Annotated in this window: 23 protein-coding genes and 1 other RNA gene; 17 read left to right on the forward strand and 7 right to left on the reverse strand. The window is 35.7% G+C overall.

Annotated features, from left to right (window positions below; translation table 11 throughout):
* The first annotated feature begins 21 nt into the window (after positions 1-21).
* The 8 genes from Q8X41_RS18530 (at position 22) to Q8X41_RS18565 (ending at position 9,846) form a co-directional block, all read left to right on the forward strand.
* Positions 22-387 carry a YppE family protein gene (locus Q8X41_RS18530; protein WP_397537717.1) on the forward strand — a complete coding sequence of 122 codons (366 nt, stop codon included), beginning with the start codon at positions 22-24 and terminating at the stop codon, positions 385-387.
* A complete protein-coding gene (locus tag Q8X41_RS18535) occupies positions 380-2,659 on the forward strand; it encodes a DEAD/DEAH box helicase (RefSeq protein ID WP_397537718.1) in 2,280 nt (759 codons plus the stop codon). The genes Q8X41_RS18530 and Q8X41_RS18535 overlap by 8 nt, the downstream gene beginning before the upstream one ends.
* Positions 2,660-3,919: a ribonuclease H-like domain-containing protein gene (locus tag Q8X41_RS18540; RefSeq protein WP_397537719.1), complete on the forward strand. Its 1,260-nt coding sequence runs from the start codon at positions 2,660-2,662 to the stop codon at positions 3,917-3,919. It abuts the gene before it with no gap.
* A 92-nt stretch (positions 3,920-4,011) separates the two neighbouring features.
* Positions 4,012-4,344, forward strand: coding sequence for a cell division regulator GpsB (gene gpsB / locus Q8X41_RS18545; protein ID WP_397537720.1), 333 nt, complete (start codon positions 4,012-4,014; stop codon positions 4,342-4,344).
* An 85-nt stretch (positions 4,345-4,429) separates the two neighbouring features.
* Positions 4,430-4,817, forward strand: an RNA gene (gene rnpB / locus Q8X41_RS18550) — RNase P RNA component class B.
* 91 nt (positions 4,818-4,908) lie between these two features.
* Complete coding sequence (locus Q8X41_RS18555) at positions 4,909-6,645, forward strand: putative bifunctional diguanylate cyclase/phosphodiesterase (protein ID WP_397537721.1); 1,737 nt, start codon at positions 4,909-4,911, stop codon at positions 6,643-6,645.
* A gap of 2 nt (positions 6,646-6,647) precedes the next feature.
* On the forward strand, positions 6,648-7,787 hold the full coding sequence (locus Q8X41_RS18560; RefSeq protein ID WP_397537722.1) for a class I SAM-dependent RNA methyltransferase: 1,140 nt from the start codon (positions 6,648-6,650) through the stop codon (positions 7,785-7,787).
* A 160-nt stretch (positions 7,788-7,947) separates the two neighbouring features.
* Positions 7,948-9,846 carry an ATP-dependent DNA helicase gene (locus Q8X41_RS18565; protein ID WP_397537723.1) on the forward strand — a complete coding sequence of 633 codons (1,899 nt, stop codon included), beginning with the start codon at positions 7,948-7,950 and terminating at the stop codon, positions 9,844-9,846.
* A gap of 70 nt (positions 9,847-9,916) precedes the next feature.
* On the opposite strand, the gene Q8X41_RS18570 is transcribed toward Q8X41_RS18565, so the two are convergent.
* The 3 genes from Q8X41_RS18570 to Q8X41_RS18580 all read right to left on the reverse strand — a co-directional run bounded on the left by Q8X41_RS18570 (position 9,917) and on the right by Q8X41_RS18580 (position 12,263).
* Positions 9,917-11,518, reverse strand: a complete 1,602-nt coding sequence (locus Q8X41_RS18570) for a b(o/a)3-type cytochrome-c oxidase subunit 1 (RefSeq protein ID WP_397540306.1) — start codon at positions 11,516-11,518, stop codon at positions 9,917-9,919.
* A 116-nt stretch (positions 11,519-11,634) separates the two neighbouring features.
* On the reverse strand, positions 11,635-12,117 hold the full coding sequence (locus Q8X41_RS18575; protein WP_397537724.1) for a cytochrome c oxidase subunit II: 483 nt from the start codon (positions 12,115-12,117) through the stop codon (positions 11,635-11,637).
* 23 nt (positions 12,118-12,140) lie between these two features.
* On the reverse strand, positions 12,141-12,263 hold the full coding sequence (locus tag Q8X41_RS18580) for a cytochrome c oxidase subunit 2A (RefSeq protein ID WP_397537725.1): 123 nt from the start codon (positions 12,261-12,263) through the stop codon (positions 12,141-12,143).
* A 277-nt stretch (positions 12,264-12,540) separates the two neighbouring features.
* Between Q8X41_RS18580 and Q8X41_RS18585 the strand changes: the two genes are divergently transcribed.
* Genes Q8X41_RS18585 through Q8X41_RS18605 form a run of 5 tightly spaced genes read left to right on the forward strand, consistent with a single transcriptional unit; the run spans position 12,541 to position 16,212 of the window.
* Complete coding sequence (locus Q8X41_RS18585; RefSeq protein ID WP_397537726.1) at positions 12,541-13,320, forward strand: hypothetical protein; 780 nt, start codon at positions 12,541-12,543, stop codon at positions 13,318-13,320.
* The gene (locus Q8X41_RS18590) at positions 13,317-13,679 is read left to right on the forward strand and encodes a GntR family transcriptional regulator (RefSeq protein ID WP_397537727.1); all 363 of its coding nucleotides are present in this window, start codon (positions 13,317-13,319) and stop codon (positions 13,677-13,679) included. The genes Q8X41_RS18585 and Q8X41_RS18590 overlap by 4 nt, the downstream gene beginning before the upstream one ends.
* 2 nt (positions 13,680-13,681) lie before the next feature.
* The gene (locus Q8X41_RS18595; protein ID WP_397537728.1) at positions 13,682-14,377 is read left to right on the forward strand and encodes an ATP-binding cassette domain-containing protein; all 696 of its coding nucleotides are present in this window, start codon (positions 13,682-13,684) and stop codon (positions 14,375-14,377) included.
* 4 nt (positions 14,378-14,381) lie between these two features.
* Positions 14,382-15,293: an ABC transporter ATP-binding protein gene (locus Q8X41_RS18600; protein ID WP_397537729.1), complete on the forward strand. Its 912-nt coding sequence runs from the start codon at positions 14,382-14,384 to the stop codon at positions 15,291-15,293.
* Positions 15,262-16,212 (forward strand): ABC transporter permease, encoded by a 951-nt coding sequence (locus tag Q8X41_RS18605; protein ID WP_397537730.1) that lies wholly within the window; start codon positions 15,262-15,264, stop codon positions 16,210-16,212. Before Q8X41_RS18600 ends, Q8X41_RS18605 begins: the two co-directional genes overlap by 32 nt.
* 142 nt (positions 16,213-16,354) lie before the next feature.
* On the opposite strand, the gene Q8X41_RS18610 is transcribed toward Q8X41_RS18605, so the two are convergent.
* From Q8X41_RS18610 to Q8X41_RS18625, 4 genes are read right to left on the reverse strand one after another with little or no spacing between them, the layout of a single operon-like run.
* On the reverse strand, positions 16,355-17,428 hold the full coding sequence (locus Q8X41_RS18610) for a sulfate/molybdate ABC transporter ATP-binding protein (RefSeq protein WP_397537731.1): 1,074 nt from the start codon (positions 17,426-17,428) through the stop codon (positions 16,355-16,357).
* A gap of 11 nt (positions 17,429-17,439) precedes the next feature.
* On the reverse strand, positions 17,440-18,312 hold the full coding sequence (gene cysW / locus Q8X41_RS18615; protein ID WP_397537732.1) for a sulfate ABC transporter permease subunit CysW: 873 nt from the start codon (positions 18,310-18,312) through the stop codon (positions 17,440-17,442).
* A 12-nt stretch (positions 18,313-18,324) separates the two neighbouring features.
* A complete protein-coding gene (gene cysT / locus Q8X41_RS18620; protein WP_397537733.1) occupies positions 18,325-19,158 on the reverse strand; it encodes a sulfate ABC transporter permease subunit CysT in 834 nt (277 codons plus the stop codon).
* Positions 19,159-19,169: 11 nt separating this feature from the next.
* On the reverse strand, positions 19,170-20,216 hold the full coding sequence (locus Q8X41_RS18625; RefSeq protein ID WP_397537734.1) for a sulfate ABC transporter substrate-binding protein: 1,047 nt from the start codon (positions 20,214-20,216) through the stop codon (positions 19,170-19,172).
* A 393-nt stretch (positions 20,217-20,609) separates the two neighbouring features.
* On the opposite strand from Q8X41_RS18625, the gene Q8X41_RS18630 reads away from it, so the two are divergent.
* The 4 genes from Q8X41_RS18630 (at position 20,610) to Q8X41_RS18645 (ending at position 23,376) form a co-directional block, all read left to right on the forward strand.
* The gene (locus Q8X41_RS18630; RefSeq protein WP_397537735.1) at positions 20,610-21,314 is read left to right on the forward strand and encodes a phosphoadenylyl-sulfate reductase; all 705 of its coding nucleotides are present in this window, start codon (positions 20,610-20,612) and stop codon (positions 21,312-21,314) included.
* Positions 21,315-21,332: 18 nt separating this feature from the next.
* Complete coding sequence (gene sat, locus Q8X41_RS18635; protein WP_397537736.1) at positions 21,333-22,472, forward strand: sulfate adenylyltransferase; 1,140 nt, start codon at positions 21,333-21,335, stop codon at positions 22,470-22,472.
* A gap of 12 nt (positions 22,473-22,484) precedes the next feature.
* On the forward strand, positions 22,485-23,066 hold the full coding sequence (cysC, locus tag Q8X41_RS18640) for an adenylyl-sulfate kinase (RefSeq protein ID WP_397537737.1): 582 nt from the start codon (positions 22,485-22,487) through the stop codon (positions 23,064-23,066).
* Between the two features lie 154 nt (positions 23,067-23,220).
* The gene (locus Q8X41_RS18645; RefSeq protein WP_397537738.1) at positions 23,221-23,376 is read left to right on the forward strand and encodes a YezD family protein; all 156 of its coding nucleotides are present in this window, start codon (positions 23,221-23,223) and stop codon (positions 23,374-23,376) included.
* Positions 23,377-23,385 lie beyond the last annotated feature (9 nt).

The following is a 23,385-nucleotide window of genomic DNA, read 5'->3' on the forward strand; positions in this document are numbered from 1 at the left end:
TTGAAAATGGAGGTGTGTGTAATGTTACAAATTTTAATAGATGAATTACTAGAAGAATGCAAAGAATGTTGGAAACGATTTTTGAAAATGAGAGAAACTGACACATCTCCTGATTTTTTTAATGATGTAAAACCGCATGCAGATTTGTACCACACAAAGCTTTTAACTTGGCAAAACGAAGTTGAAGCCTGGATAGATGCGAATAAGCCAAAGCATATGCATAAAATTCAAGTCCAAAATGCTGTAGAAGCAATGGATCAGTTTATAGTCCAATCATTTTATCAAAAAACGAGTAAAAAACGATTATTTCAATCGATTCAATCGGTTACATACACATTAGAAACATTGCAACGTATTTTACAAAAGGATGAGTCAACTAATGAGTAAAAGAAAATCTATTGAAGAATTACTGCAAGATTGGCAATCTAATCCTGAAATGCAAGACCGTGTTGAATATGTACATACGATTCCAGCTAAGCCACCTAAATTAGTTGATTTTCCAAATAATTTACACCCTTCTCTTATTAAAGCATTACATAAAAGAGACATCGATCAACTGTACTCTCATCAAAGAGAAGCGTTTGAGTATGCTACAAATGGTCAATCATTTACGGCAGTTACACCAACTGCTTCTGGTAAATCACTTTGTTATCATTTGCCCGTTCTGCAAGCTATAATGGAAAATAGTGCGTCTAGAGCAATATATTTATTCCCTACAAAGGCTTTAGCACAAGATCAAAAAAGCGATTTAAATAAGCTAATCGAGGATAGCGGAGAAGAAATTTTAAGCTATACATATGATGGCGATACTGCTCCTGGGATTCGGCAAAAAGTTCGTAAAGCAGGTCATATAGTGATGACTAATCCAGATATGTTGCATTCAGGAATACTGCCACATCATACAAAATGGGTTTCATTATTTGAAAATTTACAGTATATTGTCGTAGATGAACTGCATACGTATAAAGGAGTCTTTGGTTCACATGTAGCGCATGTACTTAGACGCCTTCTTAGAATTTGTCATTTTTATGGTAGCCATCCAGTCTTTATCTGTACATCAGCTACGATAAAAAATCCAAAAGAATTAGCAGAAAACCTAACAAATACAAAACAACAATTAATCACTAATAACGGTGCACCAACTGGAAAGAAAACATTTCTATTTTATAACCCGCCAATAATCTACCCTGCTTTTGGTGTAAGAAGAAGTGCTATTTTAGAAGTACGGGACTTAGCAAGAGAGCTATATCATTCAAAAATCCAATCAATTATTTTTGCGAAAAGTAGAGTACGTGTTGAAATGCTCGTCACCTATATGAAATCACTTACTACCAAGAAAATTCAGGATGAGACAATCCGTGGGTATCGAGGTGGCTATTTACCTTCTGAGCGTCGCGTTATTGAAAAAGGTTTACGAGATGGCACGATACAATGTGTTATTTCAACCAATGCGTTAGAATTGGGAGTTGATATTGGTCAATTGCAAGCATGTATCATGACGGGTTACCCAGGTAATATAGCAAGTGCATGGCAACAAGCAGGGCGAGCAGGAAGAAGACAAGATGATGCGCTAATTATTTACGTTGCTCAGTCCACTGCATTAGATCAATATATTATCAAACATCCACAGTATCTATTTGAAAGTTCACCTGAAGAGGCACGAGTATACCCAGAAAATATGTTAATCCTTATGGACCATTTAAAATGCGCCTCGTTTGAATTGCCATTTAGGGTAGATGATAGTTATGCAGAATTTGAAGTACAAGATTTCTTAGAATATTTACAAGAAGAAGGCGTACTTTTAAAGACTTCAGATAAATGGCATTGGATGAGTGATAGTTTTCCAGCGCATGACATTAGTCTAAGATCAGCTTCTCAGGAAAATGTTGTAATTATCGATCAATCCATTCCAGCACATAGTAAAGTCATTGGTGAAATGGATCGCTATAGTGCATTAACATTACTTCATGAAGAAGCCATTTATTTACATCAAGGGACCCAGTTCCAAGTGGAAAAATTAGATTGGGAAGAAAAAAAGGCATATGTTCGAGAAGTAGATGTTGATTATTTTACAGATGCCAATTTAGCAGTAGAATTAAAAGTCATTAGTGAAGATAAAAGTAGAACAATTGGACATGGAGAGGTGGCGTTTGGAGATATCATGACACTCGCTACAGCTACCATTTTCAAGAAAATACGATTTGGGACACATGACAATATCGGGAGTGGACCAATCCATTTGCCACCAGAAGAACTCCATACAAGTGGAACATGGCTATCATTCGACCAACCTGAACATTGGAAGGAAGATGATTTAACAGGAGCAATGACAGGAGTTGCATACGCTATGAATAGTTTTATACCATTATTCATCCAAAGCGATCGTAGCGATGTTCATGTTGTGCCACAAGTGAAAGCAACACATTCAGAAAAACCTACGTTTTTTGTATATGATCGCTATCCAGGAGGTATTGGATTGAGCGAACGTGTATATGATTTATGGGAAGATTTATTGCATCATGTCTATGAGCATATTGTTAATTGCCCGTGTCAAAAAGGATGCCCTTCATGTATAGGTGCACAAGACTTAAATAGTGACGAAAAAAAACAAGTATTAACTTTTTTGAAATCAATATTATTAGCAGAGTTGGATGATTAAATGTCATATGAAAATAAAATTCTTCAAATGAAGAAGATGCTAAAAAAGGTATCAAAAACTGAACAAGAGCAAAAAGAAGTGTTTAAAAAGCCAGCAGTGCCAGTATATGCAAAACAATGGGAACAAGTAGGATTGAAGAGAATTGATAACGATTTTGGTACAGTCTTTTTACTTGAAAAGCATTATTCAGCTGAATATCAGCATGGGAATTTTCACTTAGGTGAACTGTATGATGCCTTTCAATTATGGGAAAGTACGAATCATCATCATCCTATTGCATTAACGGATGATGTCAATTTAGTGTTTTATGATACAGAGACTACTGGCTTAAAAGGTGTTGGTACGCAGATCTTTTTGAACGGTATATTAGAAGCCGAACAAGGTGGATTTGTATTAAAGCAATATGTATTAGCAGATCCTAGCCATGAAGTCGCGTTTTTATGGGAATCAAAACTTTGGAAGGAAAATAAAACTATCGTTACGTATAATGGTAAAAGTTTCGATTGGCCTCAGTTACAAACGCGCTTTACTTTGCATAAAAAGGATTTACCTAAGCTACCTGAGCAGAAGCAAATCGACCTGTTGCATGGTTCAAAACGTATATGGAAAAATGACTTATCCCGAATGAAACTGTCACAAGTAGAAGAGGAAAAACTTGGATTCCGGCGTAAGGGAGATATACCAGGTTACCTTGCGCCTATTATCTATTTAGATGCAGTAAAAAGTGGCGATCCTAGAACATTGGTGAAAGTTCTTGAACACAATGAATATGATTTATTGTCTTTAATCACCTTATACATCCAGGCAACAAAATTATTATGTGATGGTATACAAGAAGAGTCTGCGACTACGTATACGAACATTGGAAAATGGTTTGGGGATTTATCTGATACTGCAAAAAGTGGGGAAATATTAGAAAAAGTAACACGTCAATATGATAGCAATGAGACAGGCTATGCATATTTTCATTTAGCGTTTCAACAAAAAAAGCAGCACGATTTTGAGCAGGCATATTATTCTTTTAATCAAGCAATCCCTTATATCGAAGAACGTCAGCAAATTATTGCTTATATAGAACTAGCTAAAATCGATGAACATCGTCATCAAAATTATGATAAGGCGCTTTTTTATACAAAACAAGCATATCAACTGGTAAAAGACAGTTTATTATGGGGAAAAGATCAGAAACAAAGAAAGTTAACCGAAATAGAGAAAAGATGTCTACGAAATGAAAAGAAAAAATTATTGCTTGGGAAATAATATGAATAATTTTGCTGAACACTGGAAGCAACTACGATAAACTTTGGGGAAATGTGCTATAATTATAAGACCTACGTTTATATGGAAGGAAGATGGATATGGACATTAAATTATCAGCTAAAACGATTTTAGATAAAGATTTTAAAACAGGTATTAGAGGATATAGTCAAGATGAAGTAGATCAATTTTTAGATATCATCATACAAGACTATGAATCTTTTGAAAAAGTATTAGCAAAAAAACAAGAAGAAATAGAATTATTAAAAAATGAGTTAAAAACAGCACAATCACAAACAACAACATCATCATCAGAAGCAAGACGTCAAGTCCCTTCGCCAGCTTATGCTAACAATACAAATTTTGATATTTTAAAACGTATTGCTAATTTAGAGAAGCATGTATTCGGCGACAAGCTTTATGACTAAACCGTGTTTCACAATATTTTCACATTCAATAAGAAAACGCTTGAAATAGAAAAACATTAGAGATATAATAGTCAAGTCATCATAAAAGAACAAGTAATCGCTGCAACGCTTGACGTTGTTGAGGAAAGTCCATGCTCGCACGGCTCTGAGATGACCGTAGTGTTCGTGCTTAGTGAATAAATAAGCTAAGGCAGTCTAATGGCTGACGGCGGGAGGAAAGCCTAAGTCCTTTTGGGATATGGTTGAAACTCTCTGAAAGTGCCACAGTGACGAAGCTGTTGCGGAAACGTAACAGGTGGAACGAGGTAAACCCCGCGAGTGAGCAACCCAAATTATGGTAGGGGCGTTCTCCTGAAGGAAATGAATGGATGGAGAGACGTAAGTATTTATACTTACGTAGATAGATGATTACTACCCAGTCGTACAAGGCGAAAGCCGTTATAGTACTTGGGCACAAAACATGGCTTATGGTCTTTTAATGATGCTAAACACTATAAACAAGATTAGTCAGGCTCTCCAGGAACTGGAGAGCCTTTCTTTTAGGGATAAGGTGATAAAAATACTATGATGAAACAAGATCTTCAATTAACAATTAGTCAGGATAATATAACTAACAATTGTAAATACATAACACCTAAAATCCTCGATTCAATTTCTGAAGGAGTAATGATTACTGACTTAAATAGTAGAATTGTAGAAGTGAATCCTGCTTTTGAATTCGTAACTGGCTATAAAAGAGAAGAAGTTTTAGGGAGAAAGCCAGATGTACTACAGTCTGGTGTTCATAGAATAGAATTTTATAAACAAATGTGGAATAATCTCAGTCAAAAAGGTGAATGGCAAGGAGAAATATGGAATCGTCGAAAAACAGGAGATGTATACCCTGAGTGGCTTAAAATATCAAAAGTTCTTAATAATGAGGGGAGTGTTATAGGGTATTGTGGGGTGTTTTCTGATTTATCAGAAGAAAAAACTTTTGAGAGTGAGCTGAAAAAACGTGCAATGACCGACTCCTTAACTGGAATTTCAAACCGTTTTGCTTATAGCGAACGTATGGATGTTTTATTGGATTCATCTAAAGGTCATAATTATCAACATGCAATTTTGTTTTTGGACTTAGATCGATTTAAACAAGTAAATGATACACTTGGCCATTCAGTTGGAGATCAATTGCTTGTTGAAGTTACAAAACGAATACAAACATTGCTAAAAAACAAAGATATATTGGCACGCTACGGAGGTGATGAGTTTGTTATTACATTTACAGATATCCATCACCCGCGTGATGCTGTCCATTTAAGTGAAAAGATTATTCATCTATTAGAAGAACCGTTCATCATAGAAGATCAAAAATTATATATCTCATCAAGTATTGGTATAAGCATATATCCGCATGATGGAGCAGAAACTGAGACGTTATTAAATAAAGCTGATAAAGCGATGTATTATGCAAAGGAAAATGGCAAAAACCAATTTGCGTTTTATTTTGATGATTTACAAACAGATGCCAAACGAGCATTACTTTTAGATAATGAGTTACGAAGAGCAATTGAGCAAAAAAGTTTTGAACTATACTACCAGCCGAAAGTAGATATTAAAAAACATCAAATCATTGGTGTTGAAGCACTCGTGAGATGGAACAATGAGAAACTTGGAAATGTATCACCAGCTGAATTTATACCATATGCTGAAGAAACTGGTTTAATTATTCCTATTAGTGAATGTATTATTGATCGTGCATGCCAAGACGCACATATACTAGCGAGATCAGGTTTTAAGAATGTACCCATTGCAATAAATATATCAAGTATTCACTTCCATCAAAAAGGTTTTGTACATTCAATCGAACAAATATTTATAAAAAATAATTTACCAGCACGCCAGTTTGAATTAGAACTAACGGAACGTACCATAATGAATAATGAAAGAGAAACCATTCGGAAATTAGTAAAATTAAAACAAATGGGATTTAAGCTTTCAATCGATGATTTTGGTACAGGATATTCGTCACTTAGTTATTTGGTACAATTCCCATTAAACTTTTTGAAAATTGACCGGAGTTTCATTCAACAAATTTGCTCGTTAAATGATAATCAAGCTGTTGTCGATGCCATTATTCAAATGGCACACCGTTTGCATATGAAAGTCATTGCAGAGGGTGTTGAACAGAGTGAACAAGTTAAATTGCTCGATAGTATGGATTGTGATATGATTCAAGGATATTACTATTCAAAACCGCTTCCATTAGATGAACTAATGGAATTCCTAGAATTTTGGGAATTGGAGTTAGAAGGGAAATAGGTATGACGAAATTTCAATTAGTTGCCACAGCGGCAATGGGTTTAGAATCTATTGTAGCTGATGAACTTAAAACTTTAGGATATACAACATCTACAGAGAACGGCAAAGTATATTTTGAAGGCGATGAAAAGGATATCGCAAAAACAAATTTATGGTTACGTGTAGCAGATCGTGTGAAAATCGTAGTAGGGAAATTTCCTGCCAAAACGTTTGAACAATTATTTGAAGGTGTTAAAGCAATCGAATGGGAAAAGTATTTACCGGTTGATGCTGAATTTCCTGTTTCAGGTAAATCAGTGAAATCCAAATTATTTAGTGTTCCTGATTGCCAAGCTATTACGAAAAAAGCAATTGTTGAGCGTATGAAATATTATTATAAACGACTTGGTTTCTTAGAAGAAACTGGTCCTAAATATAAGATTGAAGTTTCTATTTTAAAAGATGAAGCAATGTTGACTATTGATACGAGTGGTACAGGCTTGCATAAGCGTGGTTATCGTTTGGATCAGGGGGAAGCACCATTAAAAGAAACATTGGCTGCTGCACTTGTTTATATTTCCAAATGGAATCCGAGTCGTCCATTCGTAGATCCTTTCTGTGGTTCAGGTACAATCGCCTTAGAGGCTGCAATGATTGGACAAAATATGGCTCCAGGATATAATCGTGATTTTATTAGTGAAGCATGGCCATGGATGAAGCAAAAAATTTGGGATGAAGTTCGAATGGAAGTTGAAGATGTTGCAAATTATGATCAACCTCTTCAAATTTTCGGATCAGATATAGATCATCGTATGGTGGAAATCGCTAAAACAAATGCCCGTGAAGCTGGGTTTGCTGATTTAATTTCTTGGAAACAAATGCAAGTAACAGATTTTACAACGCATCTTACGGATGGGGTTATGATTGGAAACCCACCATATGGCGAACGTATCGGTGATAAAGAATTACTTGAGAAAATGATACATGATATGGGTATCATGATGAATAAGTATCCATCCTGGTCAGTTTATATGTTATCATCGATGGAAAACTTTGAAGTGTTATATGGAAAAAAAGCAACAAAGAAACGTAAACTATTTAATGGATTTATCAAAACAGATTATTATCAATTTTGGGGTAAACGTACACCAAAACAAGATTAATGATAAAAGATGAAAAATAAATTACTATTTAATGTTGCAAAATCATATTTTATTATTACATGAACGTTTCTATAATATTGTAGACTTATTTTATGAATATGTAATTGACGGGAGGGGGAGACCCCTTCCGTTTCGTTGTCTGCACGAGAGGGGAATTTGAATGAGACAATCTATACCATTTGCCTTATCCAAAGAAAAGTCTTTCTTTGATTCACTAGGAGACTGGATTGGCGATATTTTATACGACGAACTACCCGAAAAAGGGCTAGAATGTCGTGATGAGCAAATTTTCATGGCCTATCAAATCGAAAAAGTATTACGTGAAAAGTCTGTTCTTTTCGCAGAAGCGGGAGTAGGCACAGGAAAAACAATCGCATATCTTTTACCTGCGATTGCATATGCTCGATATACTGGAAAACCAGCATTAATAGCGTGTGCAGATGAAACATTAATCGACCAGCTCGTGAAAGAGGGTGGCGATATTTATAAATTGCAACAATATTTAGATTTAACAATCGATGTACGTTTAGCGAAATCACGTGACCAATATTTATGCTTAAAGCGTTATGAGGAAGCAGAAAAATTTTCTGATGGCGAATATTTAGATGATATTGCAGAAACAATTCCAGACGGAGTATTTGGACAAGGAAAACTAAGCTTGTATGGTCAACATAGTGACTATCCCAATATTAGCGATGAAGAATGGAATCTAGTCAATTACAACTCAATTCAACAATGCTCAGTTTGTGATTTGCGCAATCGCTGCGGTCAAACCTTGCATCGTGCACATTATCGAGAATCAACAGATCTTATTATTTGCTCTCAAGATTTTTTAATGGAAAATATCGCGACTAAAGAATCACGTGAACGTGAAGGTCAATTAGCATTATTGCCTGAAGTTTCTATGATTGTATTAGATGAGGGGCACTTATTGGAGTATGCAGCTCAAAAAGCAATGACTTATAAAGTACAAGATTATACAATTGTGCAACTTATCGACCGATTGATGGTTGATGGATTACGTGAAAAAACATTGTATACAATGGAACAATTGCAAGATGGTCACGAACTATTCTTTGATCAATTACGTGATGATGTAATTAGTTCAGATGAGGATCGTAAAAGAATTAAGAAATCTCCATTGCTTATGAAATTAGGTAAAAAAGTAATTGATACTGTTGAAACATTGTTAGAGGAATTTGTTTTTGAATCAGAGCTTTATGTTATTCCTGAATATGAATTACGAATGGCAGAAGAGTTTTTGGAACAATATGAAGCAGCTATGAGAATCTTCATTGCACAAGGGGACGCTGTTGACTGGTTAGAAGAAACAGATGGGGAAGAAACACTTGTTATTATGCCACGTCTAATTACAGAAGTATTAGAAGAAAAAGTATTCTCGAAAAAAATACCTTACATCTTCTCATCAGCAACTTTGTCTATAAATAAAGATTTCAGTTATATTGCAGGTAGTTTAGGTATTAAAGATTATCAATCCTTCTCAGTAGCCTCTCCATTTGATTATGAAGAAGTCATGCAAATTGTATTACATCATTTAAATCAAGCAGAAAAAATACGTAGAGTTGAGGAATTATTAGAAGAAGGTAATCAGACATTAATACTATTTAAATCTAAACAAGCGATGGCAATTTTCAAAGCACAAATTAACAAAAGAATTGCAGCTAAGGTTGGTTTTGAAGGGGATCGTGAACTTTCTTCTATTGTCCGAGATTTCCAAGAAGGTAAATTACAAGTATTATGCTCTTATCATTTATGGGAAGGTTTAGACCTGCCAGAAGAAGCGCTAACTCGTGTTATTATTTTTGACTTACCATTCCCACCATATGATCCATTATTTGATGCGAAACGTGCTTTTACTGATGATCCTTTCCATGATGTTGAACTTCCATTCATGCTATTACGATTACAACAAGGAATGGGGCGACTTATCCGAACTTCAAATGATCATGGCGATATCCATATCCTATTAAATGAAGAAGAAGCGCAATACAAGAAACAAATAGCACCAATTTTTGCTGTACCAGCGACTGAAAGATAATTTGAATAGTAAGATGAACAAAAAATCCGCTCTCTCACAATAGAGAAAGCGGATTTTTTTATGATAATTATTACCAAAGTTTGTAACCTTTAGAACCAAGAGGGGCATTTTGAATAATATCATAGATTGGGAATGTATAAGCGATTAAAATTAATGCTACTAAAATAACAATCCAAACTTTAAAGTTTTCAAAAATAGCTGGAGTTTTTTCTGCATTTGGTGCAACTGTTCCAATAGGGAATTCTTGTTCACCTTTTGGAGCAAGCCAGCAAAGTTTTACAAAGATAATTAGGAATATGATAATCCCGATAAATAATAATGTACCACCAACAGCTTGAGCGATTTGATAAGAAGCCCAAGTTTTTGCAATTTCAGCGCCACCGTAATCAGAGAATGCTGAACGACGAGGAGCGCCAAGCAAACCTTCGATATGCATTGAGCTAGACATAATTGCCATACCAACAGCCCAAATGATTGTTTGAATAATCCCTAGACGATTTAATTCTTTTGTTAATGTACGACCTGTAAGGTGAGGGACTAACCAATAAGCTGCACCGAAGAAAGTTAATACAACGGCCGTAGCAACTGTTAAGTGGAAATGCCCTGTTACCCAAATCGTATTATGAATTAATTGGTTCATTTGGTGAGAAGCATTAACGATACCACCAGCACCACCAGGAATGAAGATTAACATACCCATGAATGGAGCGAAGAAACGAACATCTCCCCAAGGTAATTTTTTTAGCCAATTGAATAACCCTTTTCCGCCAAGTTCGCGTCCGCGAGTTTCAAATGTCGCAAACAGTGAGAAAGCAGTTAATAGTGATGGAATAACAACCATCATAGTTAGTACAACTTGTAAGAATTTCCAAGATCCATCAACACCAGGTTCAGTTAATTGGTGATGAAGACCAACTGGAACTGAGAATAATACGAACAAGATAAATGATAAACGAGCTAGAGCATCAGAGAAAATTTTACCACCAATTACTTTTGGAACGACAACATACCAAACCATGTATGCTGGTAATAACCAGAAGTAAACGAGTGCGTGACCAAATGACCAGAATAAGGTGCGAGATAATAAGATGTCAACACGTTCTACAAGACCAAGAGACCAAGGTAATAATTGGAATAACACTTCTACAGCAACACCAATTGTTGCAACAAACCACATTAAGTTATTACATACTACCATGAAAGAAAGTAATGGTGATGTTTGATTAGGATTTTCTTTACGCCATTGCATCCATCGAAGTGCTTGACCTAGGCCACCAATCCAAGATCCAACAACAACAAGTGTTAAACCTAAATAGAAAATCCAGTGTGCTTGTAATGGAGCGTAGAATGTATAAAGTACAGAAGCTTGATTTAACAGCACCATTGTTGCAGCCATTGCAGTACCGATTGTCATTGTCCAGAAACCAATCCAGCAAATTAATCTTTGTTTTGGAGATAATGTACCTGAAGTACGACTAACTGCTGCAATTTGGAAACCATAGATAAAGAATGTTGTTAATATTAATCCGAGCAATACACCATGGACCGTTAATACTTGATAATAACCAATACCCCATGGTAATTCAAAATGACCTGAACGTACTAAAACTTGTAATAGACCTGCAGTACCACCTAAGAATAGGGCGATAAATGCAACATAAATATGAGCCATTGAAAGTTTGGCATCTTTAGAATCTACTTTTAATAGTTCAGTAGTTTTAGTAACCGCTTTTCTTGAAATAGTTGTTTCTTTTTTGTTTACTTTAGCTTGATCGATTACTGTTTGACTCATTTTTTATCCACCACCTTAAGCATAGAATGCATTTGAGCGTGACCTACTCCACAATATTCATTACATACGATTAAGTAATCACCAGCTTTATCCACGGTCGTTGTATATTCAGAAACATAACCTGGTTCTAACATCATGTTGACGTTTGTTCCTGAAATTTCAAAACCGTGTACAACATCTTTTGAAGTAGCGATAAATTTAACTTTAGAGCCGACTGGCACTTTTAGTTCTGGTGGATTGTAGTAGAAAGCAGAAGCTACTATAACTACTTCATAATCCCAGCCCTTACCAGATACTTTATGTACCCCAGGATTGTTAAATGGTGCGATTTCATCAACTTTTTCATGGTTGATTGTGTTCTTTGCACTTGGTGGGTGACTCCCGTTGTGAAATGCCATAATACCGGTAATCAATAAAAATACGATTAGGGACCCAACACCAAATGTAAGCCAATATTTTTCATATTTATGAAGATGCATCATTTTCCCTTCTTTCCTTCTGATTAAAAGCGATCAAGAAATAGACCAAAGCATGCAGCCCAAACAGCCACGATAATTACCCCTAAAGTTAATACTAGATAGAAAGTCCCTTTTAGGTTTTCTTCGGGCTCATTTTTGTTAGCCATGTTGACCCCTCCTTTGTAATTTCAGTATTACATTTACTTCTCGAACTCATGATATAAAAAATAAAACGCTTACGATGTGATAAAAGTCACACCTCTAGGTGAGAAATGTGAATGAAGTGTGAAAAAGAAATGATGAACTGGTGAAGTGGTGAAATTAGGGATTAATTGAAATGTTTAATAGATAAAATTCCACTATATTGAAAAATTAAAGTTGTAATGGAAGGAGTTATAGTGTAATATATAACTAGTACACTATAACAGCAACAGAGGTGGAAGTATGAAAAGGTTTTTAGGATTATTAAAGAGAGAATGGCAATTACAATATAAATGGATTTTTGTGGCATGTGTTTTCAGTATTATTGTTACTGTAGGTATTCCATATTTAGTAAATAAATATATAGATGCTTCTATAGACCAAAATAATGTGACGTTCATCATGGCAACGATACTGTCTATTTTTACATTTCTAATTGTTAGTGTTCAATTTGTCAAAAATCTTAATCGAGAATTGAGACATGCTGACATTTGGTTACATAGCACTGCGCCATTCTATGAATTAATAGGTGCAAAATTAATATTTAGCTTATTTTCAAATCTTATTTTAGTGTTACTTACGACGGTTGTTATGGTTGTCGCAGTATCAATCGAAGGTAAGATGACAATTGTACAAGATATTAAATTTATGTTTGTAGTAAATTACTTATCTACATCAATGTTAGTCTCAGCGTTATCTCTAACTTTGTTGCTTAATACATGTTATTTATATCTTAAAAAATGGCTTGGAAGATTTGCAATGATTGTAGTAATGTTGTTACTGTTTTTGATTTCATATGGTACTCACAAAATAACAAATTATGGGCTATATAGTGATTTCTTCTTAAATGGTCCCAAAACAAATGGATGGATTAATCGTTTTATGGATCCCATCATTCAAGTTTTTCACTCAGATTTTTTTATAGAAGACTTATATTTACGTGAAGATATATTAAGTTGGTTAGTCACATTAATCATAATGATCTTTAGTATTAAATGGTGTGAAAAGGTGGTTAAGGAATGACAGTTGATTTTTCAAGAGATAAACCTATTTACACACAGCTTGTTGAAAAAATTTGTGGAGATATTATACGGGGAAATCGTCAATTAGGTGATAAAATGCCATCTGTACGAGAATATGCAGTCGAAGTGGGAGTAAACGTTAATACGGTTCAACGTGTATATAAGGAGTTGGAGCAGATGAGATTAACTGAAACTAAAAGAGGACAAGGTACGTATATAACAAGTGATGAAAGTGAGATTTCATCTTTACGAGAACATACGAAAGAAAAAATTGTAGAGCAGTTCTTTCATAACGTAACTGCATTTGGCTTTACCAAACAGGAAATCATAGAACAGCTTCAAAAACATGGGGGTGACTAGTAGTGATTTGTGCACAACACGTAGCCTATGGCTATGGGAAAAAGACTGTTTTAGAAGATATTACTTTTCAACTGCCACCTGGTAAAATCATCGGTTTAGTAGGGGAAAATGGTAGTGGTAAATCTACTTTACTTCGACTATTAGCGGGTGTTAAGACTCCTACAAAAGGTAGTGTTCAAATAGATGGTGTGGTTATTACACATCAAAGCGCTGAAAATATTGCGTATTTACCTGATATCGATGAGTTTTATCCACATTTAACAGGTGAAGAGATATTTACTTTTTATGCATCACAATTTGGAGACTTTTCAACTGCCAAGGCTGAAGAAATTGCAGCATTTTTGCAAGTAGAGACTGATAAAAAAATGAAGAAAATGTCAAAAGGCCAGCGGGGACGTATTAAAATGGCTGCAACACTTGGTCGAAATGTTTCCTATTATTTAATGGATGAGCCTTTTTCAGGATTGGATCCCATGGTTAGAGAATCTTTGTTAAAAGGACTTATAAAATTTATAGAGGGGAGGGATCAAACGATCTTATTATCAACACACGAACTCCATGATGTTGAGCCAATATTAGATGCGTTACTGTTATTAAAAGATGGCAGGATTCATTCATTTGAAACATTGGAGAATGTTAGAGAAGAGTGGCAGCAAGATGCTGTACAGTGGATGAAAAAACAATATAGCAAAGGATGATTTGATGAAACCAATCGTTGAATTGAAGCATTTATCAAAAACAATCAAAGGAAAACAAATTATTAAAGACTTGAACATTGAGCTTTATCCCGGCCAAATCACAGGATTTCTAGGTCCAAACGGTGCAGGTAAAACTACAACAATCCGAATGATGACAGGGCTAATGAAGCCTACTGCTGGTGAAGTTGTAATCGATGGCATTTCCCTTTTAGAGGACTTTGAAAAAGCAATCAGCAAAGTGGGCGTTATCGTAGAAAATCCTGAGATGTATAAATTTATGTCAGGTTATAAAAACTTACTTCATTTTGCTAGAATGCACAACAATGTTCCAAAAGAAAGAATTTTAGAAGTTGTACGACTAGTTGGACTTGAAAATCGAATTAATGAAAAAGTGTCGACCTATTCACTTGGGATGCGACAAAGACTAGGATTAGCTCAGGCGTTATTACATCATCCAAAGTTTATTATTTTAGATGAGCCAACGAATGGATTAGATCCTGCAGGAATTCGAGAATTTAGGGAACATCTTCGAACAATTGCTAAAAAAGAGAACGTATCAATCTTTGTATCGAGTCACTTGCTCGCGGAAATCGAGTTAATCTGTGATCGAATTGCAGTTATCAAAAATGGAGAGCTGATTGATATTCGCGAAATGGCTGATGAACAACAATCTACATATTATATTGAAGTTGAACAGCCTTGTGAACAGATACTGAAGGAGCAAAGTTATAAATTTGAAAAGCATTCAAAAGGATATTTGGTAGCAATCGAAAGAGAAGCTGTGCCAAAACTTATTGCTAGTCTAATAACCGCGGGAATTGATATTTATACTGTACAACAGTATCATGAATCACTTGAAGATCAATTCTTAGAAATGACAGGAGGTGGCCAAATTGCTAAAACTACTGCAAAATGAGTGGATGAAATTATGGTATAAAAAGGGAACTTGGATGATGCTCATTATTTTAGTCTTATCGATTTTTACAATGGCTGGAGTTCATAAATGGGCAAATAACAAGGAAATGGAAAATAATGGCGACTGGAAAACGGTTGAACAACAATCTATTAAACAACAACAATCGATGATTAACGGTGGAGATCTTTCGAAAAAACAATTACAAAATGCGGAAGATTCAATTCAAATTTCCGAATATCGTTTAAAAAACAATGTACAGCCTGTTGATGCTGGAAGTGCTCAAGCTTATGTTGAAGATAGTTCTATGCTTTTATCGCTAGTCAGTCTATTTGCGACTATTATCGCTGCGGGCATTGTTTCAAGTGAATTTGCAACAGGGACAATTAAGATGCTTCTTACACGTCCAGTTAATCGTGCAAAAATATTGACTTCAAAACTACTAACAGTCATTATTTTTGCAATATCAATGGCAATACTTACATGGATATTAAACTTAATTGTAGGAGCAGTTTTATACGGTTTCTCCTCAGGGACAAACTTAATTGTTGAAGGGAATAAAGTAGTTGAATCTTCATTACTTGCTCATTCAATGTATATGTATTTGTTAACATTTGGAGACATTCTTATGTCCATTGTTTTCGCCTTTATGATTGGAAGTATTTTCCGTTCTAGTTCTTTAGCGATTGGACTTACTTTATTTATTAGCTTTATGGGATCTAGCATTGTTGTATTTTTAAGTAAATATGAATTTGTTAAATATTTGTGGATTCCAAACACGGATTTAACTCAATTTGAGACTGGATATTCTATTGTAGAAGGCTTGACAATGCCGTTTTCTCTAACAATTTTAGCAATTTATGCAGTACTTTTCTTATTAGCAAGCTTTATCTCATTTGTAAAACGTGATGTAACTGCTTAAAGAAAATTGGTGGTCAATTTACATGGGTGGCTAATAAGTCCCTAAAAAGAAAAGAGGCAACGAAAACGTATTGTTTTCGTTGTCTCTTTTCTCATTTTGAAAATAGACTTTTTATACAGCACTAACTTTTAATATGATTATATTAAATTGAAAAATCCTCGGGAATAAAGACCTTTAATTGTTTTGGTCGAATATAAATTTGCTCACCACGCTGTAATTTCAATGAACGGAAATGTTCCTTTGACAACTCCGCTTCCAAATATTCATCAACATCCTGACGATGTAGCTCAATTTGGACAATTGGACCGATAGCATGAATAAAAATAATTTTAGCAGGCACCATATCTTCTAAAATGGCTGTTCGTTCAATTTGAATATCATGTGGCCGAACGTAGCCGATCGCCTCAACATCGTTCTGAGTAAATCCTTCATCGACTGGGCCTGTATAGTTTCCATGAACAAGTTGACCGTTTTTTAATCGTCCTTTAAATAGGTTGACATTGCCAAGAAAGTCATAAACAAAAGGACTATTTGGATGGTCATATACATCTTCAGGAGTACCAACTTGTTCAATTCGTCCTTTATTCATAACAACGATTCGGTCAGCAACATCTAAAGCTTCCTCCTGATCATGTGTTACGAAAATACTTGTTACGTGAAACTCGTTATGCATTTTTCGTAGCCAGCGTCGTAAATCTTTTCGTACTTTTGCATCAAGTGCTCCAAATGGTTCATCTAACAGAAGCACTTTTGGTTCGACAGCAAGTGCTCGGGCAAGTGCGACACGCTGCCTTTGACCACCAGACAATTGGTTAGGAAAGCGATTAGCAAAGTGTTCAAGTTTCACGAGTGATAAAAGTGTATGTACCTTGTTAGCAATTTCTTTTTTAGATGGACGAGACTTACGTGGACGAACCTTTAGTCCATAAGCAACATTGTCAAATACCGTCATATGCTTAAAAAGTGCATAATGTTGGAAAACAAATCCAATGTTACGTTCCTTTGCATTTATCTCAGTAATATTTTCTCCGTCAAATAAAATAACACCCTCATCAAGATTTTCAAGACCTGCAATAATACGAAGTAACGACGTTTTACCAGATCCGGATGGACCAAGCAGTGCAATGAGTTCGCCTGTTTCAATATTCAAAGAAATATTGTCTAAAGCTTGAAAACTACCAAACTGCTTTTTTACATTTTCAATCGTAATACTCATATACATTCCTCCTAATGCTGCTTCGTTTTCCATTCAATTATGTTTTTAATAATGATTGAAATCAGTGCTAATATCGACATCAATGATGCAACCGCAAAAGCTGCCGAAAATTGATATTCATTGTATAAAACCTCGATATGTAGAGGCATGGTATTTGTTAGACCACGAACATGCCCTGATACTACTGAAACGGCACCGAATTCACCCATAACACGGGCATTACATAAAATGACCCCATATAATAGACCCCATTTAATATTTGGGAGTGTAACTTTGATAAAAGTCGTAAAGGCACCTGCTCCTAAACTAATTGAAGCCTCTTCCTCTTGCGTTCCTTGTGTTTGCATTAATGGAATAAGTTCTCTTGCAACGAATGGAACTGTAACAAAGAGTGAAGCTAAAATAATGCCTGGTAATGCAAATACAATTTGAACATTTTGATTTAATAGCCATTCACCAAATAGCCCTTGCGCACCAAACAGCAAAATAAATACTAAACCTGCGATTACAGGGGAAACAGCAAATGGGAGATCGATTAATGTCGTTAATAAATTTTTTCCTCGAAAATCAAACTTTGTAATGGTCCATGCAGCAGCTACTCCAAAAATTGTATTAATTGGGACAACAATAGTGGCCACTAGCAATGTTAACTTAATAGCAGAAAGAGCATCGGTTTCGGTAACCGATGCAATATATACTTCCATTCCTTTTTTGAAGGCGGTAATAAAAATCGTTACAAGTGGAAGTACTAAAAAAAATAGAAGGAATAATAGAGAAATGGTCGTAAGTGTAAAACGAATAACCCATGGCTCTTTTAAGGTTGCATTTCCAGCCTTCTGCTTAGAGGTGACCTCAGTATGAGCAATTGTCAATTGTTTTTCCATGCTTTACTCCTCCTATGCACTATATTTTCGATTAACTAGCCATTGAATTATATTCATTACTAGTAAAATCACGAATGAAGATATGAGTAAGACAATAGCTATCGCGGTTGCACCTGCATAATCATATTGCTCAAGTTTCGTCATTATAAGAAGAGGTGCTATTTCTGTTTTCATCGGCATATTACCAGCGATGAAAACGACAGAACCATATTCACCGAGAGCACGAGAAAAGGCAAGTGTAAAGCCAGTTAAGATGGCAGGGATTAGCTCAGGGAAAATAACTTTCGTAAATGTCTGCCAGCGACTTGCTCCAAGACTAGCAGATGCTTCCTCAGATTCCGATGAAAAGTTTTGTAGCACCGGCTGTACTGTTCGAACTACAAATGGTAATCCGATAAATGTTAAAGCAATAATGATTCCAAGTGGAGTGAATGCTATTTTAAAAGGAAAAAGGTTACCAATCCATCCGTTCGGTGCATATAGATTAGTTAGCGCAATCCCTGCAACAGCAGTAGGCAGAGCAAATGGAAGATCGACAAGACCATCCATAAGCTTTTTGCCAACAAAATCATAGCGAATAAGTACCCAAGCAATTATGGTGCCAAAAACGACATTAATAATCGCTGCAACAAACGAAGTCCCAAATGTTAGCTTATACGACGCTACAACACGAGCATCTGTAATAGTTTTAATAAAATCATGCCAACTTAACTGCATAGTATTCCAGAAGAGCATGGAAAGAGGTAGCAGAACTAAAATACTTAAGTAAAGTAATGTAAAACCAAGTGAAAATTTAAATCCCGGAAGAACGGTTAGTTTTTTCTTACGTAATAAAGCGGTTGTCATCAAACTCCTCCTTACTGATTCTTAGGAGTATAAATGGAATCAAACGTACCACCATCGCTGAAGTGCTCCTTCTGAGCCTTTTGCCAGCCTCCAAAATCATCGATTGTAATTAATTTAAGGTTTGGAAATTGCTTTTTATGCTCCTTTAAAATTTTCTCGTTACGTGGACGATAATAATTGTCAGCAGCAATTTCTTGACCTTCATCTGTATATAAATAGTTTAAGTAAGCATTTGCTACTTTTTCAGTGCCCTTTGCTTTAGCATTTTTATCAACAACTGCTACAGGTGGCTCTGCTAAAATACTTAATGATGGTGTGATTATTTCAAATTTGTCCTTACCAAGTTCTTTTAATGATAGATAAGCTTCATTTTCCCATGCAATTAAAACATCTCCAATTTCTCGCTCTGTAAATGTTGTTGTTGAACCACGAGCACCTGAGTCAAGGACCTCTACATTGTTATACAGCTTTTGCATAAAGTCCTTAATTTTTGTCTCATCACCGTGAAATTGACGATATGCATAACCCCATGCAGCTAAATAGTTCCAGCGTGCTCCTCCAGAAGTTTTTGGGTTTGGTGTAATAACGGAGACATTTTTCTTCACAAGATCGTCCCAGTCTTGAATATGCTTTGGATTTCCTTTACGTACGAGAAACACAATTGTTGAAGTGTATGGGGAGGAATGATCGGGTAATTCCTCTTGCCAGTCCTTATTAATTAGATTACGATTTGCAGCGATTTCATCGATATCATAAGCCAGCGCTAGTGTTACAACATCCGCCTGTAAGCCATCGATTACAGCACGTCCTTGCTTTCCAGAGCCACCATGAGATTGCTGAATTTTAACGGTTTGTCCTGTTTTTTCTTTCCATTCTTTTGTGAAGGATTTGTTGATCTCCTCATACAATTCTCGAGTAGGATCATAGGATACATTTAGTAAATTAATTGTTTTATCAGTGCTTGCTGATCCCTTTTGATCAGAGCTAGAACACCCACTAATCACCATTGCCAGTGAGCCTGCAACGAAAAATGCAGCGAATTTTTTGGTAGTTTTCATATACTTTTCACACTCCTTTAACTTATTAGTTGTTGTTTTCTAAAAAGCATCGAAAGAATATTAATGTACGAGACAGTAAATAACGAAAAAGACTACAGTCAATCACACATTCTCAGTGTCATTTACTGTAGCCTTCAGTTTGTCTGATCAGCTCGTTTTGCTTTATGTAATATTAAAACACTTATTTCCTATTAGTCAACTAAGAATTAAAAAATATTTATTGTTTTCTGTTTTTTTAGAATACTAGTTGACAGGTTGGTTATATCTGATTTATACTTCGAAACAATTCACTTATTCGTGAATCAATATTATATTAGCTAACCAGACAACTGGAGGCGCTTTTAGTGGTTATAACCATTAGAGCGCCTTTTTTTATGGGGAGGAGGGTAAAAAATGCTTACTTTTGAAACATTTGAAGAAGCGAAAATTCCTGCAATCGAACAAGATCCTCTTTATAAGGGAGCGCTTGAAGTCTTAAAGTGGAGCTATGATACGTATAAAGATCAGCTTGTTTATGGCTGTAGCTTTGGTATTGAGGGGATCGTACTTATTGATCTGATCGCAAAAATAAAACCGGATGCAAGAATTGTTTTTTTAGACACAAATCTTCATTTTCAAGAAACATACGAAACTATTCAAAAGGTGAAAGGAAAATATCCAAGTCTTCAAATTGAAATGAAGCAGCCAAGGCTTTCACTCATGGAGCAGGAGTCCCAATATGGTGAAAAGCTGTGGGAAACAAATCCAAATGAATGCTGCAGAATTCGAAAGATTGAGCCACTGCATGAGGAGTTGTCAGATGCAACTGCTTGGATTTCGGGGCTCCGTAGAGAGCAAAGTCCAACACGAGCAAATACAGAGTATTTTAACAAAGATTCAAAATTCGAGGCTATCAAAGTTTGTCCGCTTATTTATTGGACGTGGAAAGATGTCTGGCGTTATGCTTCAAATCAAAATTTACCGTATAACGTTTTACACGATCAGGGATATCCAAGCATAGGCTGTGAAAAATGCACGAAGCCGGCTTGGACAGTTGATGATTTACGCTCAGGTCGCTGGCAAAATATAGGGAAAACAGAATGTGGCCTACATGGCTAATTAGAGGAGGAATTGAATATGACAAACGCTGTTCACGGTGGAAAGTTAGTATCTCGCTACAATCCATCACTAAATATTTCTTTAATAGATAAAACAATTACACTTGACGCAATTGCTTTAAGTGATTTAGAGCTAATAGGTATTGGTGGTTACAGTCCAATTACAGGCTTCTTTAATGAGGCGGATTATCTATCAGTTGTCGAACGTTTACGACTAACTAATGGAACTGTTTGGAGTATTCCTATTACTTTACCCATTTCAGACGATGAGATAGCAACTATTGAAATTGGAGATACAGTAAAGCTTGAAAAAGATGGTGTTACATATGGTGTGATTGAGATTGCCTCTATCTATACGCCAGATAAACAAAAAGAAGCTGAAAATATCTACGGTACGAAGGACGAGGCACATCCTGGTGTATCAAAGCTTTACTCTCGACCAAATACATATGTTGGCGGGGACATTACATTAATTCATAGACAAGAACCTGCATTTGAAGAATATACGTTTACACCAGCTGAAACACGTGCCATTTTTGATGAGAAAGGATGGGATACAATTGTAGGCTTCCAAACTCGAAATCCGGTTCATCGTGCGCATGAATATATTCAAAAGGCAGCTTTAGAAACAATTGATGGTCTTTTTTTAAATCCATTAGTCGGTGAAACGAAATCCGATGATATATCTGCTGAAGTACGAATGGAAAGTTATCAAGTACTACTTGAAAATTATTATCCCAAAAATCGTGTTCATCTAGGTATTTTCCCAGCTGCGATGCGATATGCAGGTCCAAGAGAGGCAATTTTCCATGCACTTGTACGTAAAAACTATGGGTGCACTCATTTTATTGTTGGCCGTGACCATGCAGGTGTGGGTGATTACTATGGAACATATGATGCACAAAAAATCTTTGATCAATTTACTGCTGAAGAGCTAGGGATTCAACCTCTTAAATTTGAACATAGCTTCTATTGCAAAGCTTGTGAAGGGATGGCAACAACTAAAACATGCCCTCATGACCGTGAACATCATATTATTTTATCTGGTACAAAGGTTCGCGAAATGCTACGTAATGGTGAGGTACCACCAACAACCTTTAGCCGTAAAGAGGTTGTCGAAGTGCTTATTAAGGGTATGAGAGAAAAAGCAGAAGTATAGGGGGCAATAATTATGGCAGAAAATATTGTATGGCATGAGTCGTCTGTTACCAAGGAAGAGCGTGAGGAGAAAAGTGGGCAAAAAAGTGTAATTCTTTGGTTTACTGGTCTATCAGCATCTGGAAAATCAACGATTGCAAATGCATTTGCCCGTGAGGTTTTTAACCGTGGAAAGGGAGTATATGTGCTTGATGGTGATAATATTCGTCACGGTCTAAATAAGGATTTGGGTTTTGATGAAGAAAGCCGAAAAGAAAATATTCGTAGAATCGGTGAGGTCGCAAAACTATTTGTAGATGCAGGTCAAATCGTCTGCACCGCATTTATTTCGCCGTATCGTCAGGATCGGGAAGTCGTTCGCCAATTAGTAGAAGATGAAGAATTTCTTGAAGTATATGTAAAGGCATCTGTGGAGATTTGTGAAAAGCGAGATCCTAAGGGGTTATACAAAAAAGCTAAGGCTGGAGAAATACCAAATTTTACAGGAGTTTCAGCACCCTACGAGGCTCCAATTAATCCGGAAATAATATTAGATACGGAGCAATACTCTATAGAGGAATGTGTACAGCAACTAATAAAAGAATTAAACATATAGTAATTCGGTAAGGGCCACCTAGCTTTTGGTTAGGCGGCTTTCATATTGAAAAATTTATAAAAAAACAATTGACAAAAAATACTAACAAGTCTAAAATAATCTCAAGTGTACAAAACCTATTAGTTTACTAAGTATTTAAGTAAGGGGAATGCAAATGCCAATTACTAAGCAAGAAAAATTAAAAGCTATTGAAAAAGCCATCGAGGGTATCCAATTCGGAGAAGTACAAATTACGATTCAGGATGGTGTTATCGTTCAAATTAATCGGGTTGAAAAGCAACGATTTCAAAAAAATACAAAAGGTAAATAATGATAAGGT

It is taken from the genome of Rummeliibacillus pycnus (assembly GCF_044359855.1).
In the GTDB taxonomy this organism is placed as follows: Bacteria; Bacillota; Bacilli; order Bacillales_A; family Planococcaceae; genus Rummeliibacillus; species Rummeliibacillus pycnus_A.

Coding starts and splice junctions, on each gene's coding strand:
- Q8X41_RS18560 (WP_397537722.1), top strand. CDS start 6,648: ATGACGAAATTTCAATTAGTTGCCACAGCGGCAATGGGTTTAGAATCT.
- Q8X41_RS18630 (WP_397537735.1), top strand. CDS start 20,610: ATGCTTACTTTTGAAACATTTGAAGAAGCGAAAATTCCTGCAATCGAA.
- sat (WP_397537736.1), top strand. CDS start 21,333: ATGACAAACGCTGTTCACGGTGGAAAGTTAGTATCTCGCTACAATCCA.
- Q8X41_RS18540 (WP_397537719.1), top strand. CDS start 2,660: ATGTCATATGAAAATAAAATTCTTCAAATGAAGAAGATGCTAAAAAAG.
- Q8X41_RS18610 (WP_397537731.1), bottom strand. CDS start 17,428: ATGAGTATTACGATTGAAAATGTAAAAAAGCAGTTTGGTAGTTTTCAA.
- Q8X41_RS18625 (WP_397537734.1), bottom strand. CDS start 20,216: ATGAAAACTACCAAAAAATTCGCTGCATTTTTCGTTGCAGGCTCACTG.
- Q8X41_RS18585 (WP_397537726.1), top strand. CDS start 12,541: ATGAAAAGGTTTTTAGGATTATTAAAGAGAGAATGGCAATTACAATAT.
- Q8X41_RS18570 (WP_397540306.1), bottom strand. CDS start 11,518: ATGGCTCATATTTATGTTGCATTTATCGCCCTATTCTTAGGTGGTACT.
- Q8X41_RS18555 (WP_397537721.1), top strand. CDS start 4,909: ATGATGAAACAAGATCTTCAATTAACAATTAGTCAGGATAATATAACT.
- Q8X41_RS18580 (WP_397537725.1), bottom strand. CDS start 12,263: ATGGCTAACAAAAATGAGCCCGAAGAAAACCTAAAAGGGACTTTCTAT.
- Q8X41_RS18530 (WP_397537717.1), top strand. CDS start 22: ATGTTACAAATTTTAATAGATGAATTACTAGAAGAATGCAAAGAATGT.
- Q8X41_RS18645 (WP_397537738.1), top strand. CDS start 23,221: ATGCCAATTACTAAGCAAGAAAAATTAAAAGCTATTGAAAAAGCCATC.
- cysW (WP_397537732.1), bottom strand. CDS start 18,312: ATGGAAAAACAATTGACAATTGCTCATACTGAGGTCACCTCTAAGCAG.
- Q8X41_RS18535 (WP_397537718.1), top strand. CDS start 380: ATGAGTAAAAGAAAATCTATTGAAGAATTACTGCAAGATTGGCAATCT.
- Q8X41_RS18565 (WP_397537723.1), top strand. CDS start 7,948: ATGAGACAATCTATACCATTTGCCTTATCCAAAGAAAAGTCTTTCTTT.
- gpsB (WP_397537720.1), top strand. CDS start 4,012: ATGGATATGGACATTAAATTATCAGCTAAAACGATTTTAGATAAAGAT.
- Q8X41_RS18590 (WP_397537727.1), top strand. CDS start 13,317: ATGACAGTTGATTTTTCAAGAGATAAACCTATTTACACACAGCTTGTT.
- Q8X41_RS18600 (WP_397537729.1), top strand. CDS start 14,382: ATGAAACCAATCGTTGAATTGAAGCATTTATCAAAAACAATCAAAGGA.
- cysC (WP_397537737.1), top strand. CDS start 22,485: ATGGCAGAAAATATTGTATGGCATGAGTCGTCTGTTACCAAGGAAGAG.
- Q8X41_RS18575 (WP_397537724.1), bottom strand. CDS start 12,117: ATGCATCTTCATAAATATGAAAAATATTGGCTTACATTTGGTGTTGGG.
- cysT (WP_397537733.1), bottom strand. CDS start 19,158: ATGACAACCGCTTTATTACGTAAGAAAAAACTAACCGTTCTTCCGGGA.